Here is a 20,666-nt window from a genome sequence, read left to right on the forward strand (position 1 = left end):
GATACGGAGACATAATGAGTAAGCAATTAAAGTTGGGTTTTATCGGTCTAGGCATCATGGGTGCCCCAATGGCAGGGCATCTAGTGAATGCAGGTCATGAGGTTTTTATTAATACTCGCAGCAAGGTTCCAGAGAGCTTGGCTTCTACCTCTGCGGTGCAATGTAATTCACCCCAAGAAGTGGCTAATAAGGCCGACATTATTTTCATCATGGTTCCAGATACGCCTGATGTAGAGAAAGTGCTTTTTGACGACAAAGGAATTGCTTCGGGCTTATCTAAGGGCAAAGTCGTTGTAGATATGAGCTCTATATCTCCTATTGCTACAAAAGAATTTGCTCTAAAAATTAACGCTTTGGGCTGTGACTATCTTGATGCACCAGTATCTGGCGGAGAGGTTGGGGCTAAGAATGCAACGCTTTCTATTATGGTTGGCGGCGATGATCAAGTCTTTGAAAAGGTCAAGCCCATCTTTGAGTTAATGGGTAAAAATATTAATCTTGTTGGTGCTAATGGTGATGGTCAGACAGCAAAGGTTGCCAACCAAATTATTGTTGCCTTAAATATTGAGGCGGTTGCTGAAGCACTCTTATTCGCTTCTAAAGCTGGTGCGGATCCTGCAAAGGTACGTCAGGCTTTAATGGGTGGATTTGCAGGCTCTAAAATTTTAGAGGTTCACGGCGAGAGAATGGTTAAGAGAACGTTTGATCCCGGCTTTAGGATTGAATTACACCAAAAAGACTTAAATCTAGCTCTAAATAGTGCAAGAGCCCTTGGTGTTTCGCTTCCAAATACTGCTACTGCTCAGGAGTTATTTAACTCATGTGCTGCTCACGGCGGCAAAGCCTGGGATCACTCAGCCATGGTGCGTGCGCTTGAGAAGTTAGCAAACTTTGAAATTGGCCAGAAGGCTTAAGTACCCTCTATGCCCACAACCTTGGTCGTCTATCTTCACGGTTTTCGCTCCTCACCCCGGTCAAGTAAAGCAGTCATGACAGGGGAAGCTATTAATGCACTGTCTACTCAGGAAAATCCGATCGAATGGTATTGCCCACAATTATTGGCTTCTCCAAAAGAAAGTATGGGCATGGTAGAAAAGCATATTGAAGATTCAAAACACGATCGCCTGGTTTTGATTGGATCCTCTTTGGGTGGTTACTATGCAAATTACCTTACCGAGAAGTATGGCTGCAAAGGGGTGGCGCTAAATCCTGCAGTGAGGGCCCCAAGAGAATTAGCTTCTCACGTAGGCATGTTGACTTCTTACGATACCGACGAGCCATATGATTTTCGGTCAGAATATATTGACCAATTGAGAGATCTTCAAGTCGAGGCTATTAGCAACCCTTCTCGCTATTTTTTAATGGCGGCAAAAGGGGATGAGCTGCTTGACTGGCATGAAATGGTTGAGTTCTATAAAGGCTCAGAGCAGTTAGTTCTTGAGGGTAGCGACCATGGGATTTCAGAGTATTCTGATTACTTACCCAAGGTCATGCGATTCATCTTTGGCTAGGTGATTGATTGCCACCATCTTCTTCTGTAAGATGGTCCTAGCGATGTTCCTAGGTTAGGACGTCTAGAAAGGAGAGATTGTGCTTAGCATCTTGAAATTAGACGCAGGTGGAATTCCCCAGGGCTGGGTTAACGCTGAAGAGGCCACTAAACAGTATGCCGACAGTAGTGTGTTGTGGACTTTAGGCGACCCTATTTTCCAGATGCGTGGTGGCATCTCTCGCTCCACAGGCAAACAATCTCTCATCGAGCTTCACTCCATCATCGCAGTGAAGGGTAGCGCCAAGATTAATCTTTTTGATGTGGTCCCTATCATTACGAAACATAAACTCTATAAGCGCGACAGAGGTCTTTGCGCTTATTGTGGCGATGCAATTTATGAAAACCAAGCAGAAGCAGAGCACATCATTCCCAATAGTCGTGGCGGCAAATATAGCTGGATGAATCTGGTGATTTCATGCAGGCCTTGCAACCAACGCAAAGGTAATCGGACGCCAGAGCAGGCCGGCATGGGCTTGTTGTACGCCCCTTATTTGCCAAGTCTTTATGAGGATATGATTCTGAAGGGGCGCAACATCTTATCTGACCAGATGGATTTTCTAGCTGCAAATCTTCCCAAGAACAGCCGTCTTTTAGAGGCTTTACCCTGAGCCAGAAAATAGGGCGGGAACATTCATTTCAACTGCCTAAAGTAAATTCCCTGAGAATTATTCTTGCTGCTTTGTGCCTATCAGTAGCAGGGCATTTGTTTTTATTTTTTGGCATCCCGTTTATTTCATATGCTGATGCTCCACCCATTGCAGATGATTTAATCATTAGAACTGAGTTAAAAACGGAGCCGCCAAAAAAAATTCAGATGGCGAAATCTCCAAACAAGACACCTAAGAAAACATCATTAAGCAATCTTTCTGAAGATCTTAAGTCTAATATTGCTGGGGAGCAGGGCGGATCCAATAATCAATCTGGGGCTCCATTTAAACTTCCGCAGTCAGGAATCATTTATTACGATGCATATCTTGACGGACAAAAGCTCCAAACCGGCGAGATTGATTGGATTGCTGAGGGTAATAACTATCGTCTCTACGTCAATATCCCTTATGCATTTGTAGGTCCGTTTGTTTTTGAATCGCGCGGAACGGTTGATTCCTATGGAATTGCGCCCAGCATTTATTGGACGCAGCGCGGTACAAAGCCACCCCGTTATTCACGTTTTGATCGAAATGAAAAAGGAGAAGGGCAGATGTTTTTCTCTGAGAAGCCTGAATTCACACCCGCATTACTTCCAGGAACCCAAGACCGTTTTAGCCTGATGTTCCAATTGGCGTCTTTATTGAACGGCGATAGCAAAATGGATGATGCCGGAAGTATCCGAGCCATTCCGGTGGTTGACTACAACACCCTAGAAATGTGGAACTTTAAGAGTTACGGCGAGACAGTCTCGGAGGATATTCCTAGTCTCGGCAGAACATTAAATCGACACTACGCATTAATGCAGCGTGAAAACGACCCTTATAAGCGTCAAGTCGATATCTGGCTAGCAAAAGACCTGGAATGGCTCCCAGGCCGGATTCGGTCCCTGGAGGCGAATGGTAGGGTGCTTGAGCTGATTTTTAAGCAGAAGAACCCTTTACCAGCTGGATTAAAGCCCTAGATTTAAAATCCAGAGCCTGATTTAGGGTTCTGATTTTGATTGTTATGCCCCAAAAGCGCACCCATCATGGTGTAAAGGGCTGCGCCAGACATTGACACGGCAAAAATTCCTGAAAAAGAGATGATGATGGGAAGAATTCGCCATTGTTCTGAAAGTTTGTAATCGCCGTATCCAACGGTTGTATACATTTCACCTGCAAAGTAGAAGGTCTGTGGATTTGTTGGGAAAACCTTCAGGGCCACACAGATGTATGCCCAAATAACTATTTCCGTTAAATGTATTGCGATCACTAAAAGTATGGCAATAAAGTACGAGAGAAAGCTTGCACCAAATATTCGCTTCCTAGTCATGACGTCATCGATGGCATGAAATGCGCCGGCAATACCCAAAACGACTACGGCATGGACTGCTAGCATGAGGCACGCAGATACAACCATTATCCAGATCTGACCGTTACCCATATCTGTATTGATCTCACTAAAGAGGGTTGCAAAGCTAGGTAGGTCTGTATTGTGAAATAGGCTAAACATGGTCTGGGTTATATGAGTAGGATTACAGAAATATCTTATTTGACATAATAATGATTATACGCAGATAGGTATGTCAGGATTTAGATTGGCCAAGACCTTTAGGACCTACGTATGGCTTCTTATAAAGCTTTAACCAACGAGCACTAAGGCCTTCTGCAATCCATGGTTTCTCATAAATATAGGCTATATCAATGGCAGTGAGTCCAAGCGAGTTACGCAATTGAAGATCAGCGCCTTTGTCCAAAAGGAGCTTAACGAGTTGTTCATTACCAGATTGAACTGCCATCATTAAGGGTGTCGTATTGCTTGGGCTTACTGAATCAATAATTGCGCCGTTGGTGATTAAGTATTGAGCAATCTCTAAATTGCCCTTAGCGCAGGCGTAATGCAATGGCGTCCATCCTATGTGGTCTATCTTGGCTTTCCTGCCTTGAACTAAGGCCTTCACGACGGGTAAATTCCCGTCAATGGATGCAATCATGAGCGGTGTTTCGCCAAATTTATTGGAGATATCAACGTCAGTAGCATTATTTGTCAGCAAAAACAAAATAACGTCATTGGACTTATCTCTAATTGCTAAATTGAGCATTAATTCGCCCTTTTGATCCGTAATATTCGGATTTACGCCCTTAGCAACAAGCGCTTTAACGGTTGAAACGTCATTAAATTTGGCTGCTTTTGCAAAATCTGCAATCTGCTCATCAGACTGAGCCAGTATTGGGCCCGAGAAGCCTGATGAGATAGCCATTATCAATACAAATTGATTAAATACTTTTCTCATGAGTATTGTCTATCTATATGAAAACATTCATAAAAGTTATTTGAAGTCTGGTTTGCAAGAGTCTCAATTGATACCCCTTTTAGATCAGCTACAAATTCAGCTACCTTTGAAACCCAAGCCGGCTCATTTGTCTTGCCGCGATAAGGAATTGGAGCCAAGTAAGGCGAATCGGTCTCAATCAGCATTCGATCCAAGGGCACCTGCCTGCAAGTTTCCTGCAGGTCTTTGGCGCTCTTAAAGGTCACTATTCCTGAAAATGAGATGAAAAACCCTAATTCCATGGCTGCCTTGGCAACTTCGTATGATTCGGTAAAGCAATGCATTACCCCACCAATTTGCTGCGCGCCCTCCTCTTTAAGGATTTTGATCGTATCCTCAGAGGCTGAGCGGGTGTGAATGATTAAGGGCTTCTTGGATGCAATAGAGGCTCGTATATGGGTTCTAAAACGCTCTCGTTGCCACTCCATGGACTCGTAACTACGGTCGCCCATTCTGTAGTAATCCAGGCCTGTTTCCCCTATAGCAACAATTTTGGGGTGTTTTAAGGCAGTTTCTACTAGAAACTCAAGCGTTGGCTCTGGAGTATCTTCGTAATCGGGATGGACGCCCACAGATGCGTATAGATTTGGATGATCTTGGGCTAGTTTCAATACATTTGGAAAGTCAGGTAAGTCCACTGACACGCACAAAGCGTGGCTCACTTTGGCGGAGTGCATATTGCCCAATATCTCTGGTAGGCGAGATTGAAATTCAGGGAAGTCGAGATGGCAATGGGAGTCTATGAACATGACTCGCTATTTTAGACTGCCTATGTGAGTTTTATGCTCCAAAAATCTGCTGATACTGAGAAAGCAATGCCTCCAACTGGATTCTGTTGGCTAAAGGGTGATTTTCGTGACGACGGGCCTGAATAAGCGACTTCCAAAACTGGAGCAATCTTTGAAGATTGGCCATTTTGGATAAGTCCCGAAGGGTTGATGAGTGCTTGGGGTAATAACGGGGATTGCCGCCTTGAGTTACTGATTGCAAATCCGAAATCCAACGCTGCATACTGGCCAATAAAAATGCGTATTGCGCTTTATGGGTTTTCTCAGCCGTTTCGAGCCAATTAATTCTGACGCCCTGCGCCATAGATTGAAGTAAATAGCGTGAAGCTTGGATTGATAGGGTCAACTCATCCTTATCATCCTTGTTATGTCTAGCAACCAGAGAATCGAGAACTGAAAAAGGAGCCCCGCCCTGCTCATCGTAGATAGTCTCAATATCAGCATCACTCGCTTTTAGTCCGCTAACTTTATTCAATTGATCCTTCAACCAAGTTAATCCTTGGTCGCGATCTGGGCGAGGGGCAGTCAATAGGCGGCAGCGTGACCGTATTGTTGGCAATACACGATCCACTCGATCAGCCAACAAAATAAAGATAGTATTTGCGGGGGGTTCTTCAAGGGACTTTAATAATGTATTGGCAGAGTCTGAGCGAAGCATTTCTAATGGGTAAATCAGAATGACGCGATTACCACCGCGATGCGAACCAATGGAGAGATTTTCTATTGCGTGGCGAGTTTCTTCAATCGAGATATTTTTCTTCTCTTTTTTTTCGCTTGATTCACCATCATCGTCGCGCGCAGATTTTCCTTTTTTAGGTGAGTCGTCACTCTCATAGTCTGCATGAGGCAACAGTTTGCGATGTGTTTCTGGCACTAGAGATATAAAGTCAGGATGGTTGCCGGTATCAAACCAGTGGCAGGCCTCACAGTGCTTACATGGCTTTATCTCATTGCTAGCATTTTCACAGAGCAGAGCCTTAGCAAGCTCTACGGAAAAGGCAAACTTCCCAATTCCGGACTGTCCATGCAACAAGATAGCGTTTGGGAAGTTAGCAAAGTCCAACCCCTTCCATAAGGGCTCAAGCCATGGAGCTATCTGGTTGTCCTGTTTCACTTAAAGCGCAATCTGAATCAATTTCAAGCCATTCCATATGGCCTCAGGGGTCTGCGTAGCATCGACCAGATGAAAACGTTCAGAGTCAGCTCTTGCTCGACGCAAGTATTCTTGACGAACCCTTTCAAAAAAGTCTAAATCCATCTTTTCAAATTTATCCGGAGCGCGAACCTTTGAGCGTCGTGCCTCTGCAATCTCTCCCGGCAAGTCGAATAATATCGTTAAGTTAGGTTGTAAAAGTGAGCCATCGGGTCGCCCCTGCACCCAGCGCTCTAAGTCATTCAATTTATCCAAGCTCAAGCCGCTACCACCACCTTGATAGGCAAAGCTTGCATCTGTAAAGCGATCAGAAATCACAATTTTTCCCGCTGCAAGTGCTGGCTCGATAACCTGGGCAATGTGCTCACGACGCGTGGCAAACATTAATAACGCCTCTGTTTCTAAATTCATGGGCGCCTCTAAAAGTAGATTGCGCAATTGTTCGCCAAGAGCAGTGCCACCAGGCTCTCGAGTCATGACGACTTCTTTATCTGGGTAACGATCTTGTATCAGGTTACGAAATGCATCTACATGCGTACTTTTGCCAGCACCATCGATACCTTCGAAGCTAATGAAATAACCGGTTTTATTTGATGTCATATTCAAATGAATTTAGTTTGCGCTATTTTTAGGCGCGATTTTGCGTTGATATCGATCCACTGCTGTTTCATGTTCTTTTAGGCTTTGAGAAAAATGGCTACTACCATCACCTTTAGCAACAAAGAATAAAGCATTGCTTTTGGCAGGATGAGCGGCTGCCAAAATGGATTCCTTACTGGGCATAGCTATTGGGCTGGGGGGCAAACCTTTATGCATATAGGTATTGTAGGGAGTGTCCTTGCGCAAATCCGCTTTCCGCAAATTACCGTCAAATTTAGGCCCAATTCCATAAATAACCGTAGGATCGGTTTGAAGAGGCATCCCCCTATCAAGACGATTAGCAAATACGGCTGCCACCATGTCTCGATCACTTGCACGCCCAGTTTCTTTTTCTACGATAGAGGCCAATATTAATAATTCATAAGGTGTTTTGAGGGGGAGCCCCCCTCCCCTTTGACCCCATACTTGGGAAAGCTGTTTTTGCATGCCTTGCGCTGCCTTACGATAAATATTGATATCGGGTTCATCTGGATCAAATACGTAGGTATCGGGTAGAAAAATTCCCTCATCACTGGGATAGCTCAGATTTAGACTCCGCAACAATTCTTTATTGCTCATACCTTTAGTTTGATGAATGAGTGCCGAATGAGAATCAACAATTCCTCGAAGCTGCCAAATAGTCATTCCCGGAATGATGGCGATACTTTCCCTCACTCGATCACCGCGTGCAATTTGCAGGAGAATCTTCCCAAGACTCCCGCCACTAGGAAGCAAATAAGTCCCCGGTTTTAACTTTGAACCAACAAATAAGGCTCGGGCCCCTAAATGCAAGAAAAAGGAATTGATTGCTACACCTTGGTTGCTTAATTGATTAGCAATGCTGGATAAGCTCGATTGCGGATTAATTTTCACCTTGTATAGGGCGGCATTGTCAATATTGGACTGATTAGGAACTACTGGTATTAAAAAAATACCTCCATAAATAAGACCCAGAAACACTGACAAAAGCGATAGCCAATACTTCAGACCTTGATCCTTAGGCTTCTTCCTAGTAAATAGCGACCTGCTCTGAATTTTTCTGCTCATCAGGCTATGATAAAAGGGTGATGACAAATACTCCGCAAATTCAGCAAAACTGGCTGAATAACCCCACATCCCTGTCTTGCGATTTACCGCAATGGGGCTTAATCCTGGTTGAGGGTCCCGATGCTGCTAGCTTTTTACAGAATCAATTAACGAATTCTGTTCTAGGGCTTAATCGTGTATTGCCGGGAAGCATTGCCCAAGGTAGCAATGGGGTTCGTTTGGTCGGTTATTGCAATCCCAAGGGTAGGTTATTGGCAAGTGCTTGGGCCGGACTATTTCCTTTAAGTGCAGAGGCTGAAGAGCGCTATGCCTTATTCATATCCAAGGATATAGCTGCCAGCACTGCCAAGCGTTTGTCGATGTATGTATTGCGCTCAAAAGTAAAGGTAATCGATCTTTCTTCGGACTGGAACATTGCTGGGCTATTTGGAGCAAGTAATCAAATTTCAGATTTCAAATTTAGCGATAGATGCATTGCTTTAAAGATGCCGGATGTTTTTGTGGAGAGTCAATCTGTTGCTCGCCTACTTGTAGCCAGCCCAAAAGATTGTTCCCTGAACTCACTCAGCGCCAATGAAACTTTAGAAGCCTGGAATTCGCTAGAAGTCTTCAGTGCAATACCCAGAATCGTTCAGGCTACCCAGGAACAGTTTGTCCCACAAATGATTAATTTCGAATCCGTTGCTGGCGTTGATTTTAAAAAAGGTTGTTACCCCGGCCAGGAAATCGTTGCTCGCAGCCAATACCGAGGCGCTATTAAGCGACGACTGCAGCTGGCCCATCTCGTTACCAATAAACTAGTCGACAGTCTTGTTCTGCCTGGTGCGGAACTCTTCAACTCAAAAGATCCTAACCAGCCAGCAGGAATGGTAGTTCTATCAGCAAAAAATCTAAGCGAGCCAGACCGAATTGATTTACAAATTGAATGCAAGCTAGAAGCGCTTGAGGACGGAGAAATTCATGTTGGTAGCGCCCAGGGACCTGTGTTAAAAATAGATTTATTACCCTACCCTTTAATCGAAATTTAAGCGCCTCTTATGTGCCTCATCCTTTTCGCATGGAACTCTCACCCAGACTATTCGCTGGTGGTGGCCGCGAATCGCGACGAGTTTTACGAGCGTAATACCGAGGGTGTTGCTTGGTGGCCAGAACATCCTCACGTATTAGCGGGAAGAGATCGAGCTGATGTCTTGGGCAGCCCTGGTACATGGCTTGGTTTTACAAAGACTGGAAAATTTGCGGCCTTAACAAATGTTCGCGCACCCAGTGAAAAAAATCCTGATTCCAGAACCCGGGGCGAGCTATCTTTAATGTACCTGACCGGCAAAGACAGGCCCACTGATTTCATTCAAGATAACGCAAAACGTTTTCAGCAATACAACGGATTCAATCTTTTAATGGCCGATCTAAGTAATCCAGAAAATGCTGAAATGCATTGGGTTAGCAATCGCATGATGATGGGACAAAGCGTTCGTCCGCGTAAGGTTTTCCCGCAGCAAGCACTAGAACCTGGAGTGTATGGCTTATCAAATGCAATGCTAGACACCCCATGGCCCAAAGTAAATCATCGCGTTGCTGCTTTTGCCCAAGTATTAGCCATGGATCAGGGCCAACTTAAGAATGCCGATCAGTACTTAAAGTTGTTGTCCGATAGTCATCATGCCAGTGATAATGAACTTCCTAGCACCGGCGTGAGTAAAGAATGGGAAAAGGCTCTCTCCCCTGCTTTTGTAAAAACAGCCGCCTATGGAACGCGTTCAAGTACTGTTTTGAGGGTTCGCAAAGATGGTCAATTTGAGCTAGTGGAGCGTAGGTTTGATGCATCAGGCACGGTTGGTCACGATGTTGTGACTGGAGCCCTTAGTTCAGCTTCTGGCTCTAACTTATCTGTTTAGGATTAGACGGTACGCCCGTCATCATTGACTACGCGTTCGCCATCAGCATTGCGAGTTGCTATTCGCTTCAGATATTTGAAGGTACCTGTAGCCATACAACAAACTTCACCTTGATCGTTGTATAGCTTAGCCTCACAAAAAGCCATTGTTGCCGTTCTTCGCACAGTATCCGCCTTAACCCTCAGCACTCCGGTTGCAGCTTGCATGAAATTATTCTTCATTTCGATCGTGACAACGCTACGGTCACTAGGATCACCAGATCGAGCAGCAACAGCCATAGCCACATCCATAAGCGTTAATAAAACACCACCATGTGCAACCTCCCAGGTGTTGTTGTGCTCAGGTTTGAGGGCTAGCAAAATTTCACCCTTTCCCATTTCCGCGCTTAAGCAGCGAACACCTAAAAGCTTTAAAAAAGGAACATTTAATTCCTCGCCTAAATTGGCTAGTTGGGTCTGTGGATTAATTTGGACTTGTTTTTTCATGGGTTAATTTTAGGGGCATGCACGCAATTTGGGAAATCCTCCTAGAATAGCCCTCATGGCCTTTACTTTAAGCGGCGATGACGTCTGTCAAGCAACCCTACCAACTCCTGTACCAGACCCCTATTGGGTTGCATTTTCAACCTCGTCTGCAAAACTAGCGGGTATCCCCCTTGATGACAACAACCTGCCCGCTGATAAAGCCTGGTTAGAGGTCTTGTCAGGAAATCAATTAGATGCTGGCGACCATCATTTCTCTAACCCCATTGCAACTGTCTATAGCGGTCATCAATTTGGGGCATGGGCTGGACAATTGGGCGATGGCCGTGCAATTTTGCTCGGAGATATTGCTGGCCAAGAGTTACAACTTAAAGGCGCGGGAAAGACACGCTTCTCTCGTATGGGTGATGGACGAGCTGTTCTACGATCCTCTATTAGGGAGTTCTTAGCTAGCGAGGCAATGCATGGATTGGGAATACCCACAACCCGAGCATTATCAATTGTTGGATCAGATTTACCCGTAAGAAGAGAGACTCTGGAGACTGCCGCAGTTTGTGCGCGGATAGCGCCAAGTTTTATACGGGTTGGACATTTTGAGCATTTTGCCTCACTACAAAAACATGAGCGTTTGAAAGAGCTTGCTGATTTACTGATCCAAGATCATTACCCGGAATGCCTTCAAACTAAAGATACCTACTTAGATCTGTTTAAAAGAATCTGCAAACGTAATGCGAAATTGGTAGCGCAATGGCAGGCAGTTGGCTTTTGCCACGGCGTTCTCAATAGCGACAATATCAGCGTGCTAGGCTTAACTATTGACTATGGCCCGTTTGGATTTTTGGATCAATTTCAAATAGACCACATTTGCAATCATAGTGATCAAGGCGGTCGCTATGCCTATCATCGCCAGCCTCAAGTCATGCACTGGAATATGGCTTGCTTGGCCAGCGCAATGATTCCATTGGTAGAACTCCAATGCAATGAAAGTGAAGCTCAAGAACAGCTGCGTAAGGCACTTGAGGAGTTTCCGATAAGCTACGCGCAGGCTTGGCAATCTTTGTTTCGTAAAAAACTAGGATTTACTACGGAGCAGGATGGAGATATTGCTCTGCTAGAGCGCCTATTACAGGCTATGCATGACTCAAAAGTAGATTTCACCAACTTCTTTCGGCGTCTTGGTGGGCTGAAGATGAATGCTCCAGTAGACCAGATTGAAATGCGGGATGATTTTGTTGACCGTAATGCAATTGATCAATGGTTTTCTGATTACCTAGCGCGTCTAGGGGACGAATTTAGCAATGATCTAGTACGTCAAAATTCCATGAATCAAGTAAATCCTAAATATGTCTTGCGAAATCATCTGGCGCAAGTTGCTATTGAGTTGGCTCAGAAAAAAGACTTTTCTGAGGTGGGAAAGCTTCTCAATATATTGACTAAGCCTTTTGATGAACAGCCAGAACATGAGTCTTACGCTTTAGCGCCGCATCCTAATCTAGATTCAATCGAAGTAAGTTGTTCATCGTAATTTCTAGATGAGCGAAATTTTTCCTGAGGTAAATATGAAGAAAACAGATCAAGATTACAAACTGTCATTGAGCGACATTGAGTATCGCGTTACACGTGAGGCCGCAACAGAGCGCCCTTTTACTGGCAAGTATTGGGATCATTGGGACAAAGGGCGATATAAGTGCATTTGCTGTGATACCCCGTTATTTCTCTCGGAGACTAAGTTTGATGCAGGATGTGGGTGGCCTAGTTATAACGCTCCAGAAGTTGAATCCGCTATTAAAGAAATTCGAGATACCACTCATGGCATGGTTCGGACAGAAGTCCGATGCGCCAATTGCGATGCGCATTTAGGACATGTATTTGAAGATGGGCCTAAGCCGACTGGACTGCGTTACTGCATAAACTCCGCGTCTCTGAGTTTTGAGCCCGGAACCAATGCCATACCGACAAAAACAGAGAAATAAGTAAATAGCTGGATAATCTCTTTATGAAATTCTTATTTGACCTGTTCCCCATTATCTTGTTTTTTATCGCCTTTAAGTTTGGCGATATCTATACCGCAACCATAGTTGCCATGGTCGCAACCATCGGTCAAATCCTATGGGTTTACTATCGCCATCGCAAAATTGACGCAATGCAATGGGTAAGCCTGGTAATGATTCTTGTTTTTGGTAGCCTCACCATCTTCTTGCATGACAAAACATTTATTCAACTAAAGCCAACTGCCTTGTATTGGCTCTTTTCAGGCGCTCTTTTTATTAGCGCTCAGTTCTTCCAAAAAAACTGGATAAAAGTGTTGATGGGCAAGCAGGTAACCCTTAAAGAGAAAAGTGCCAATACTGCTTGGCATAGTCTAAACATGGCTTGGGCTATTTTCTTTTTCTTTATGGGTGCGCTCAATCTATATATAGCATTCGAATATTCTGAAGAAACCTGGGTTAACTTTAAATTATTTGGCAGCACAGGCTTGTTATTGGTATTTGTCATTGCTCAGGGAATTTGGCTCTCAAAGCATATGGAGCATCCAGTCGAATGAGTATTAATCAGGAACGCATAGCCGCATTTGACGAAGACCTTCGTAAATCTTTTCAAGTTCATGTCTTAAAAATTGTGGACGAAAGCCATCTTCATGCCGGTCATGCTGGCGCAGCCAGTGGCGGAGGCCACTTTCGCTTAGAAATAGTCGCCCCAGAATTTAAGGGTTTGAACCTAGTTGCCCGTCATCGCGCTATTTACGCAGCCTTAAATAGGCATATCCCTAAAGAAATACATGCCCTTACTATTAATGCTCTAGCCCCTGATGAAGTGATTAACTAGGTCTACCTTAAAATAAACCCATCTTTTTATTTAATTATTTAATTACCATGTTCAATAAACGTCAAATTTTCTCAATGAGCATTCTTAGCGCTGCGATTTTCTCTGCAAATGTGATGGCGCAAAATGCGGTAATCGTGAATGGAAAATCTATTCCAAAAGCGCAATTAGATAAGCTGGTGCAACGCTCCGGTCAACCCGATAACCCACAAGTGCGCGATCAAGCTCGTGAGATGCTGGTAACGCGCGAATTAGTTTTGCAAGAGGCTGACAAGCGTGGAGTGATACAAAAAGAAATGGTTCGCGAGCAACTTGAACAAGCGCGAATGGGTGTTTTGATTGCCGCTGTATTTGAAGACTATGTTGAAAAAGAAGGTGTTGCAGAGGCCGACCTAAAAGCTGCCTATGAATCAGTTAAGGCGCAATACACAGGCAAGGAATATCACGTAGAACATATCTTGGTAGAAAAAGAGTCTGATGCCAAGGCGATTACCGCACAACTAAAGGCTGGCGCAAACTTTGAAGATATCGCAAAAGCAAAATCACTTGATCCTGGTTCAGCCAAAAATGGTGGTGATCTTGGCTGGGTTAGCGATAAAGCACTGGTTCCAGAGTTCTCCAAGGCAATGGTTCAGCTGAAGAATGGGCAAATCACTGATAAGCCTGTGAAATCGCAGTTTGGCTGGCACATCATCAAAATGATTGATTCACGTGATGTTAAAGCCCCAAGCATGGAAGAGTTGAAGGATCAATTAAAGCAAATGATCATGTCTGACAAGAACTGGCAAAAAGCGAAGTTCTCTGAAATGATGCAAAAACTGCGTGCTAAGGCAAAGATTCAATAAGAAGGAATAAAGGTTTTATCTGGCGGGATAACGTCGCGGTCTTAGTTTTTGGATTGCCATCCCCGCCAGTCCGCATGCAAATGCTGACATTACGAAGACATCTCTTGGTTGGGATGCTTCCCATATCCAGCCAGCACATAATCCACCAAGCGTACCACCTAGGCCATATGAAATGGTAGCCATTAAAGCCTGACCTCTGGCTTGCAAGGGCCCGGTGAACCAACGTTGAAGAAGCTTTGTAGCCGCACTATGGTGGGCGGCAAACGTACCGGCATGCATGAGTTGCGCCACAATTAATACGGAAGTAATTGGTAAAAAAGCAATTAAAACAAAACGCACCACGCCCACTCCAAAAGCGGCCTGCAATATGACCTCTGCATCCAACTTACTCAGAACTCTGCTCTGAAAGTAAAAGAAAATGACTTCAGCCATGACACCTAAAGCCCAAAAGAGGCCAATCTGAAATTTATCGTAGCCTAGATCAGCAAGATATAAAGAATAGAAAACGTACAAAGCAGCATGCGCAAAGATCATAAAGAATCCAGATAATAAGAACCAACGCACATCTGGATTAAAGAGCACAACCATAAGCTCACCCTTCACCATTTTGCGACGCTCCATCTTTGGCTCGTGCAAGCAAAAAGTAATAAAGGCTAAAGTTAGCAAAACAATGCTACCTACAATCGGATAAAGTTCAATAGACTTTCTCTGAAATAATTCGCCCGCAGCAAGAACCATAACAATAAAACCAATGGAGCCCCAAAGGCGTAAACGACCATAGTGTTTATCGAAAGAGTTATCTTTATAAAGCGCATGAATCGTAGCAGATTCACCAAGCGGCATTAAGCTGCTGAGGATGGTATGTAATACAAACATCCAGATAAAAAAGCCAATATAACTTTGCAGAAAATAGATGCATAAGAAAACAGCTGCAGCAAGACAGGCGCAGAATCGGATAATGCTAATGCGATTAGAAAGATAGTCTGATAGCCAACCCCAAGAAAATGGCCCAATAATTCTGGTTATCTGCAACATAGACATCAATGCAGCAATCTCAATGACGTTAAAACCTCTGTCTAAAAAAAAGAGGCTGGCGTATGGAGACACCAATCCAACATAAGCGAAATATAAAAAGAAAAAGGACCCGAAGGCCCAGCGAAGCAAAGGCGTCATCTAATAACCTAGTTAATCGCGGTAAGCACTAGGTTGAGCCGCTGGAATGGAGGCTGACTCAGGCACATCGGCGCACTGAGCGCGATGACGTAAGGCGTGGTCCATTACAACAAGCGCCAACATAGCTTCAGCTATCGGAGTAGCGCGAATACCAACACAAGGATCATGTCGACCCTTGGTCTGAACGGTAATAGGTTTTCCGTCCAGATCAATGGACTGCTTTGGGCTCATGATGCTCGAGGTTGGTTTGATGGCTATTGAGACGCGTAAATCTTGACCACTGCTAATGCCACCAAGGGTGCCCCCTGAGTTATTCGAAGCAAAGCCATCAGGATGAAGTTCATCACCATGCTCGCTGCCACGTTGCGCTACCGATTTAAAGCCGGCCCCAATCTCCACCCCTTTAACTGCATTGATACCCATCATGGCATGTGCAATATCGGCATCCAGCTTATCAAACAAAGGCTCACCTAATCCGGCAGGAACATTGCGAGCTCGAACCTCGATACGGGCCCCACAAGAATCCCCTGCTTTACGTAATTCATCCATGTAGCTTTCTAGCTGAGGAATGATTTCCGCGTTTGCAGCAAAGAATGGGTTTTGTTCAATATGAGATTCATCTTTAAAAGGAATTTCAAGCTTGCCCAATTGGCTCATGTAGCCATAAAACTCTGTGCCATATTTCTCGTGTAGCCATTTTTTTGCAATCGCTGCGGCTGCAACAACAGGAGCTGTTAAACGAGCAGATGAGCGGCCACCACCACGTGGATCACGAATTCCATATTTATTTTGGTATGCATAGTCAGCGTGACCTGGCCGGAACGTTTGCAATATATCGCCGTAGTCTTGACTACGTTGATCGGTATTACGAATCAGCAGTGCAATAGGCGTTCCAGTCGTCTTGCCTTCAAATACTCCGGAAAGAATCTCTACCCTATCTTCTTCCTTGCGCTGCGTAACGTGACGCGAGGTGCCAGGTTTACGGCGATCCAAATCAAGCTGGATATCAGCTTCAGACAATTGCATGCCTGGCGGGCAGCCATCGACTACGGCGCCGATTGCTGGACCGTGGGATTCACCAAAAGTGGTAACAGTAAAAAGGAGGCCTAAAGTATTTCCTGACATACCAACATTATGTCATTGGTCAGCAAATGATGGCTAGAACGGCCTAAGAAGCGGCTTTTTCGGTATCTTCCGGCCAATCGCGGATGTAGGCCTTGAGCATTGTATTTTCAAAGTCTTGAGCCTCTACCACCGATTTTGCAACGTCGTAGAAAGAAATAACACCCATCAGCATTTTTTGGTCCACTACCGGTAAATAACGGGCGTGGTCAACCAACATCATGCGGCGGACTTCATCAATCTCGGTTTCCATATTGCACGTCAAAGGCTTTTGATTCATTACTGAACTGACCTGAAGGCCCTCTAGCTTGCCGTGATGTTTGGCTAAGGCGGCGATAACTTCACGGAAAGTCAGAATGCCAACCAGCTTGTCATACTCCATAACAACTAGAGAACCGATGTCGTGCTCACTCATCACAAGAACTGCCGTTTGCAGCGCGGTATCAGGGGCTACTGTAAAAAGGGTGCTTCCCTTAACGCGTAATATGTCGCGAACTTTCATTTGGTCTCCGTAAAACAAAGCATTTATGACCCCAATATAGACTCAAGACCTCTATGAATCAATAGCCTGGATTGAACTTTTAGTAACGAATAACCCTAATGACACCGCTGCGGATATCCGGCAAATTGGCCACTAGGACTGCTCCGGTCAAGGTAATCCACCAGGTTAAGTAGATCCACATTAATCCCAGAGGGAAGATGGCAAAAGCGCCATAAACTGTTTTGTAGAAGGCGGTATGGCTTAAAAAAATAGCAAAACCGAATTTCATTAACTCAAAGGCTAGCGCTGCAACTAGAGCACCGGCAAACGCATCGCGCCATAAAATCTTTGCATATGGAAGGATTTTGTAGACCACGGCATAAACAAGAATGGCTAAGCAGATTGGAGCAATCGTTGCCACCAATTGAAAACCAAAGGATACGGCACTAATCCAGCCTTCTGAAGCGCTAAACAACACTCCACTTAGATAGATGCCAACACCCAAAAGTATTGGCCCCAAGATTGTCGCCGCGCTATAAATCGCAACCTTCTTATATAAAGGTCGACTTGTAGTGACCTTAAATATTTGATTGAAGGCGCCCTCAATCACTGCTAGCGTCATGATGGTTGTGATGATTAGGCCAGCCAAACCCACGAAAGTTAAACCTCTTGCCTGGGAGGAGAATTGATCCAAATATATGAAGACCTGCTGATTTATGCCGCCTGGCATGTAGGTATCCAAAAGCCATGCCTTAAAGGCATTTTTGATTTGGATGACGCTTGGAAGATAGCCAATCAAGATGGTGGCAATTGTTACCATGGGAACCATCGATAAAGTGGTCGTAAAAGCTAAGCTGGCTGCAATTTGCTTCAAATTTTGACCCCGATTACGCTCCCAGATCTCTTTAGCCAGAGAGAGCCATAATTGGGGGTTACGAATAATGCGCATCGCCGTATCATAAGAGATCAATATGAGCCAACACGATATTTTAGTTTTGTACTACTCCCGTTATGGTGCAACCAAGGATTTGGCGCGCCTGATTGCTGAGGGCGTTGAAAGCGTTCCTGGGGCCAATGCACGCTTGAGAACCGTTCCGCCTATATCTGCTGTTTGCGAAGCTACGGAGGCTGCCATACCTCAAGATGGCGCTCCATATGCTGAATATTCCGATTTGCAAGAATGCATTGGCCTTGCATTAGGCTCCCCAACCCGCTTTGGCAATATGGCCGCTCCAATGAAATATTTTTGGGATGGCAGTTCTTCTGAGTGGCTCAATGGCGCTCTGATAGGAAAACCTGCTTGCGTCTTTACAAGTACCGGCAGCATGCATGGCGGGCAAGAAAGCACCCTTTTAACCATGATGATTCCCCTGCTTCATCATGGTATGTTTCTGATGGGCATCCCGTATAGCGAACCCGATCTGATGTCTTCCAATACAGGCGGTAGTCCTTATGGAGTGACTCATCTTGCCCATGCGGATGGACGAGCACCTATTAGCCCAGAAGAGCAGCGTCTAGCGAAAGCCCAAGGTAAGCGTCTAGCAGAAACTGCATTAGCGCTCCATCTAAACAAAAGGTAATGCATTTAGCGTTCATCATGATTAAAAAGATTCTAGAAAAAAATCCTTACCAACTCATAGCTACAGCTGCCTTTATTGATTTATTTATTCTATGCGTCTGCTGGGAGTGGTTCATTTCACCCTTACGTCCTGGCGGATCTTGGTTGATTCTTAAAGGAATACCTTTGCTATTTGCTATTCCAGGGATATGGAAAGGGAAGGTTTACACAATGCAGTGGGCCTCAATGTTGATTTTGCTTTATGCACTTGAAGGCTTGGTTCGCATTCTGGAGACAGGTGCAAACTTTTGGCTTGCAGCTCTCGAAACCCTTCTCTCAACAATAGGCTTCATCTGCTTGCTAATGTATTTGAAGCCAATCAAAAAAGAGGCTAAGGCCTTAAAGAAGCTCTCGGCAGAGTAAGCATGAAAAACTTCATCAATCAACTTTCTGTAGTTTTGGATCCAAAATATATTCTCATCACAGATGAGGATAAAGCGCCCTACTTAACTGACTGGCGCAAACGCTATACCGGAAAAGCATCAGCAGTTCTGTTGCCATCCAACAGTTCAGAAGTGTCCAATATCGTCAAGCTCTGCGCCCAGAATCAAATTTCTATAGTTCCTCAAGGCGGTCATACCGGCTTTTGTGGTGGAGCTACGCCTGATAACAGTGGCAATCAAGTGATACTGAATTTCAAGCGCATGAATCAAGTTCGTGAGATCGATGTTGCCAATCAAACTATGACGCTCGAAGCAGGATGTATTTTGCAAACGGCACAAGAAAAAGCAGCTGAACAAGGCTTTTTATTTCCGCTCAGTCTGGGTGCCGAAGGTAGCTGCATGATTGGGGGAAACTTGGCTACCAATGCGGGAGGTACAAATGTTCTCCGCTATGGCAATGCACGAGACCTTTGCTTGGGTTTGGAGGTGGTAACAGCCAAAGGTGAAATCTGGAATGGCCTCAAAGGATTGCGCAAAGATAACACTGGTTACGATTTACGCGACTTATTTGTTGGATCTGAAGGAACTCTTGGAATCATTACTGCTGCAGTTATGAAGTTATATCCATTGCCGATATCACAATGGACTACGTTAGTTGCATGTGAGTCTGTTTCCTCTTCTATTGCTCTCTTAAATTTATTTCAAAGACGTGCAACTTCTTTATTGACCGGTTTTGAAATGATGACCCAAGAGTCTTTAGAACTGAATGAAAAGCACTTTCCGCAAATGGCAAATCCTCTACAGGGAAAGCCGCCCTTTACGATTCTGATTGAACTGTCAGACCACGAAAGCGAGAATCACGTTAGACAACTTCTTGAAGTAATTTTGGAAGAAGCTTTTGAATCCAAGCTGATTAACGACGCTGTAATTGCTAGCAATTTAAGTCAGGCAAATGCTTTTTGGCATATGCGCGAACACATCACACTGGCGCAGGCAGAAGAAGGTGCCAATCTAAAACACGACATCACCATCCCACTCTCGTCCCTGGATAGTTTTATCGAAGAAACGGATGCATTGATGAGAAGTCAATATCCGGGCGTGAGAATCATTAATTTTGGCCATTTAGGTGATGGAAATCTGCACTACAACATCGCCCCGCCCCCAGGTGTAGATGCCAAGATCTTTAATGAAAGTTATGAAAAGCCGATTCACGAGCTTGTCTATGCTCAGGTAGAGCGATGCAATGGGTCAATATCGGCAGAGCATGGGGTTGGGCAGCTTAAATTGGATGGCCTTAGGGCTCATAAGGGGGAAGTAGCCCACGACCTCATGAGGGCCTTAAAAAGAGCTCTAGACCCCCAAAACATACTCAACCCCCATAAAGTCGTCTCAATTTAAGTAAATCAATCGTTTTTTGTAATTATTTTGTAATTTGTGTCATCTCTGCTCTATTTCCATGCGTTGTATGCTCATGGAGGTGGCAAATATGTCAACAAGACTCAAACGTTGGGCCCGCGCAATTCAACAGATCGACTTGTCCAAAAGGACGCCTGAAGTGGCTATTGGCTATTTAGATAGCAAATATCGTGATATTGCTTGGCGTTACATTCGCATCTTAGGCTTTGAGCGCACCATTAGCTTCATGGCTAGCAACAATTTTCACCCTGAGTGATAGTTAAAAACCCTAAATAATTGATTTATTTAGG

26 protein-coding genes are annotated in these 20,666 nt (G+C 44.6%); 15 read left to right on the forward strand and 11 right to left on the reverse strand.

From position 1 onward, the window contains the following. The first annotated feature begins 14 nt into the window (after window positions 1–14). The 4 genes from glxR to ICN20_RS09435 all read left to right on the forward strand — a co-directional run bounded on the left by glxR (window position 15) and on the right by ICN20_RS09435 (window position 3,161). Window positions 15–914, forward strand: coding sequence for a 2-hydroxy-3-oxopropionate reductase (gene glxR / locus ICN20_RS09420; protein WP_216860205.1), 900 nt, complete (start codon window positions 15–17; stop codon window positions 912–914). Between the two features lie 9 nt (window positions 915–923). Continuing rightward, a complete protein-coding gene (locus ICN20_RS09425; RefSeq protein WP_216239839.1) occupies window positions 924–1,511 on the forward strand; it encodes a YqiA/YcfP family alpha/beta fold hydrolase in 588 nt (195 codons plus the stop codon). A gap of 79 nt (window positions 1,512–1,590) precedes the next feature. Continuing rightward, window positions 1,591–2,160 (forward strand): HNH endonuclease, encoded by a 570-nt coding sequence (locus ICN20_RS09430; RefSeq protein ID WP_216239840.1) that lies wholly within the window; start codon window positions 1,591–1,593, stop codon window positions 2,158–2,160. Window positions 2,161–2,255: 95 nt separating this feature from the next. Beyond that, the gene (locus ICN20_RS09435; protein WP_255534703.1) at window positions 2,256–3,161 is read left to right on the forward strand and encodes a DUF3108 domain-containing protein; all 906 of its coding nucleotides are present in this window, start codon (window positions 2,256–2,258) and stop codon (window positions 3,159–3,161) included. 2 nt (window positions 3,162–3,163) lie between these two features. On the opposite strand, the gene ICN20_RS09440 is transcribed toward ICN20_RS09435, so the two are convergent. The 6 genes from ICN20_RS09440 to mltG form a co-directional block, all read right to left on the reverse strand. After that, the gene (locus ICN20_RS09440) at window positions 3,164–3,691 is read right to left on the reverse strand and encodes an ion channel (RefSeq protein WP_216239842.1); all 528 of its coding nucleotides are present in this window, start codon (window positions 3,689–3,691) and stop codon (window positions 3,164–3,166) included. Between the two features lie 73 nt (window positions 3,692–3,764). After that, window positions 3,765–4,472, reverse strand: a complete 708-nt coding sequence (locus ICN20_RS09445) for an ankyrin repeat domain-containing protein (protein WP_216239844.1) — start codon at window positions 4,470–4,472, stop codon at window positions 3,765–3,767. Then, complete coding sequence (locus ICN20_RS09450; protein WP_216239846.1) at window positions 4,469–5,260, reverse strand: TatD family hydrolase; 792 nt, start codon at window positions 5,258–5,260, stop codon at window positions 4,469–4,471. Before ICN20_RS09450 ends, ICN20_RS09445 begins: the two co-directional genes overlap by 4 nt. A 31-nt stretch (window positions 5,261–5,291) precedes the next feature. After that, window positions 5,292–6,413: a DNA polymerase III subunit delta' gene (locus ICN20_RS09455; RefSeq protein ID WP_216239848.1), complete on the reverse strand. Its 1,122-nt coding sequence runs from the start codon at window positions 6,411–6,413 to the stop codon at window positions 5,292–5,294. After that, entirely contained in the window at window positions 6,414–7,052 is a 639-nt protein-coding gene (gene tmk, locus ICN20_RS09460; protein ID WP_216239850.1) for a dTMP kinase, read from the reverse strand. A 12-nt stretch (window positions 7,053–7,064) separates the two neighbouring features. Next, on the reverse strand, window positions 7,065–8,138 hold the full coding sequence (gene mltG, locus ICN20_RS09465; protein ID WP_216239852.1) for an endolytic transglycosylase MltG: 1,074 nt from the start codon (window positions 8,136–8,138) through the stop codon (window positions 7,065–7,067). A gap of 20 nt (window positions 8,139–8,158) precedes the next feature. On the opposite strand from mltG, the gene ICN20_RS09470 reads away from it, so the two are divergent. Further along, window positions 8,159–9,166 carry a folate-binding protein YgfZ gene (locus tag ICN20_RS09470; RefSeq protein ID WP_216239854.1) on the forward strand — a complete coding sequence of 336 codons (1,008 nt, stop codon included), beginning with the start codon at window positions 8,159–8,161 and terminating at the stop codon, window positions 9,164–9,166. 9 nt (window positions 9,167–9,175) lie between these two features. Further along, the gene (locus ICN20_RS09475) at window positions 9,176–10,033 is read left to right on the forward strand and encodes an NRDE family protein (protein WP_216239861.1); all 858 of its coding nucleotides are present in this window, start codon (window positions 9,176–9,178) and stop codon (window positions 10,031–10,033) included. Between the two features lie 2 nt (window positions 10,034–10,035). On the opposite strand, the gene ICN20_RS09480 is transcribed toward ICN20_RS09475, so the two are convergent. Beyond that, on the reverse strand, window positions 10,036–10,518 hold the full coding sequence (locus tag ICN20_RS09480; protein ID WP_216239863.1) for a PaaI family thioesterase: 483 nt from the start codon (window positions 10,516–10,518) through the stop codon (window positions 10,036–10,038). Window positions 10,519–10,573: 55 nt separating this feature from the next. Between ICN20_RS09480 and ICN20_RS09485 the strand changes: the two genes are divergently transcribed. The 5 genes from ICN20_RS09485 to ICN20_RS09505 all read left to right on the forward strand — a co-directional run bounded on the left by ICN20_RS09485 (window position 10,574) and on the right by ICN20_RS09505 (window position 14,183). Then, complete coding sequence (locus ICN20_RS09485; RefSeq protein ID WP_216239865.1) at window positions 10,574–12,040, forward strand: YdiU family protein; 1,467 nt, start codon at window positions 10,574–10,576, stop codon at window positions 12,038–12,040. A gap of 7 nt (window positions 12,041–12,047) precedes the next feature. Continuing rightward, entirely contained in the window at window positions 12,048–12,488 is a 441-nt protein-coding gene (gene msrB / locus ICN20_RS09490) for a peptide-methionine (R)-S-oxide reductase MsrB (RefSeq protein WP_255534704.1), read from the forward strand. Between the two features lie 23 nt (window positions 12,489–12,511). Beyond that, on the forward strand, window positions 12,512–13,060 hold the full coding sequence (locus ICN20_RS09495; protein ID WP_216239867.1) for a septation protein A: 549 nt from the start codon (window positions 12,512–12,514) through the stop codon (window positions 13,058–13,060). Beyond that, window positions 13,057–13,341, forward strand: a complete 285-nt coding sequence (locus ICN20_RS09500) for a BolA family transcriptional regulator (protein ID WP_216239868.1) — start codon at window positions 13,057–13,059, stop codon at window positions 13,339–13,341. Before ICN20_RS09495 ends, ICN20_RS09500 begins: the two co-directional genes overlap by 4 nt. A 74-nt stretch (window positions 13,342–13,415) precedes the next feature. Continuing rightward, complete coding sequence (locus tag ICN20_RS09505) at window positions 13,416–14,183, forward strand: peptidylprolyl isomerase (protein ID WP_255534705.1); 768 nt, start codon at window positions 13,416–13,418, stop codon at window positions 14,181–14,183. A 15-nt stretch (window positions 14,184–14,198) separates the two neighbouring features. Here the strand turns inward: ICN20_RS09505 and ICN20_RS09510 are convergent, their stop codons facing one another. The 4 genes from ICN20_RS09510 to ICN20_RS09525 form a co-directional block, all read right to left on the reverse strand. Next, window positions 14,199–15,356, reverse strand: a complete 1,158-nt coding sequence (locus ICN20_RS09510) for an MFS transporter (protein WP_216239871.1) — start codon at window positions 15,354–15,356, stop codon at window positions 14,199–14,201. A 12-nt stretch (window positions 15,357–15,368) separates the two neighbouring features. Continuing rightward, window positions 15,369–16,481 (reverse strand): chorismate synthase, encoded by a 1,113-nt coding sequence (gene aroC / locus ICN20_RS09515; protein ID WP_216239872.1) that lies wholly within the window; start codon window positions 16,479–16,481, stop codon window positions 15,369–15,371. A 43-nt stretch (window positions 16,482–16,524) separates the two neighbouring features. Next, window positions 16,525–16,980: a CBS domain-containing protein gene (locus ICN20_RS09520; protein ID WP_216239874.1), complete on the reverse strand. Its 456-nt coding sequence runs from the start codon at window positions 16,978–16,980 to the stop codon at window positions 16,525–16,527. A gap of 79 nt (window positions 16,981–17,059) precedes the next feature. Next, window positions 17,060–17,908 carry a YhjD/YihY/BrkB family envelope integrity protein gene (locus tag ICN20_RS09525; protein ID WP_216239876.1) on the reverse strand — a complete coding sequence of 283 codons (849 nt, stop codon included), beginning with the start codon at window positions 17,906–17,908 and terminating at the stop codon, window positions 17,060–17,062. A gap of 22 nt (window positions 17,909–17,930) precedes the next feature. Between ICN20_RS09525 and wrbA the strand changes: the two genes are divergently transcribed. From wrbA to ICN20_RS09545, 4 genes are all read left to right on the forward strand, one after another. Further along, window positions 17,931–18,539 carry an NAD(P)H:quinone oxidoreductase gene (gene wrbA / locus ICN20_RS09530; protein ID WP_216239883.1) on the forward strand — a complete coding sequence of 203 codons (609 nt, stop codon included), beginning with the start codon at window positions 17,931–17,933 and terminating at the stop codon, window positions 18,537–18,539. 17 nt (window positions 18,540–18,556) lie between these two features. Further along, on the forward strand, window positions 18,557–18,940 hold the full coding sequence (locus tag ICN20_RS09535; protein ID WP_216239885.1) for a DUF2069 domain-containing protein: 384 nt from the start codon (window positions 18,557–18,559) through the stop codon (window positions 18,938–18,940). Between the two features lie 2 nt (window positions 18,941–18,942). After that, window positions 18,943–20,358: an FAD-binding oxidoreductase gene (locus ICN20_RS09540; RefSeq protein WP_216239887.1), complete on the forward strand. Its 1,416-nt coding sequence runs from the start codon at window positions 18,943–18,945 to the stop codon at window positions 20,356–20,358. An 88-nt stretch (window positions 20,359–20,446) separates the two neighbouring features. Then, entirely contained in the window at window positions 20,447–20,632 is a 186-nt protein-coding gene (locus ICN20_RS09545) for a hypothetical protein (protein ID WP_015420997.1), read from the forward strand. Window positions 20,633–20,666: the final 34 nt, after the last annotated feature.

Source organism: Polynucleobacter sp. JS-Polo-80-F4 (assembly GCF_018881965.1).
Lineage (GTDB): Bacteria > Pseudomonadota > Gammaproteobacteria > Burkholderiales > Burkholderiaceae > Polynucleobacter.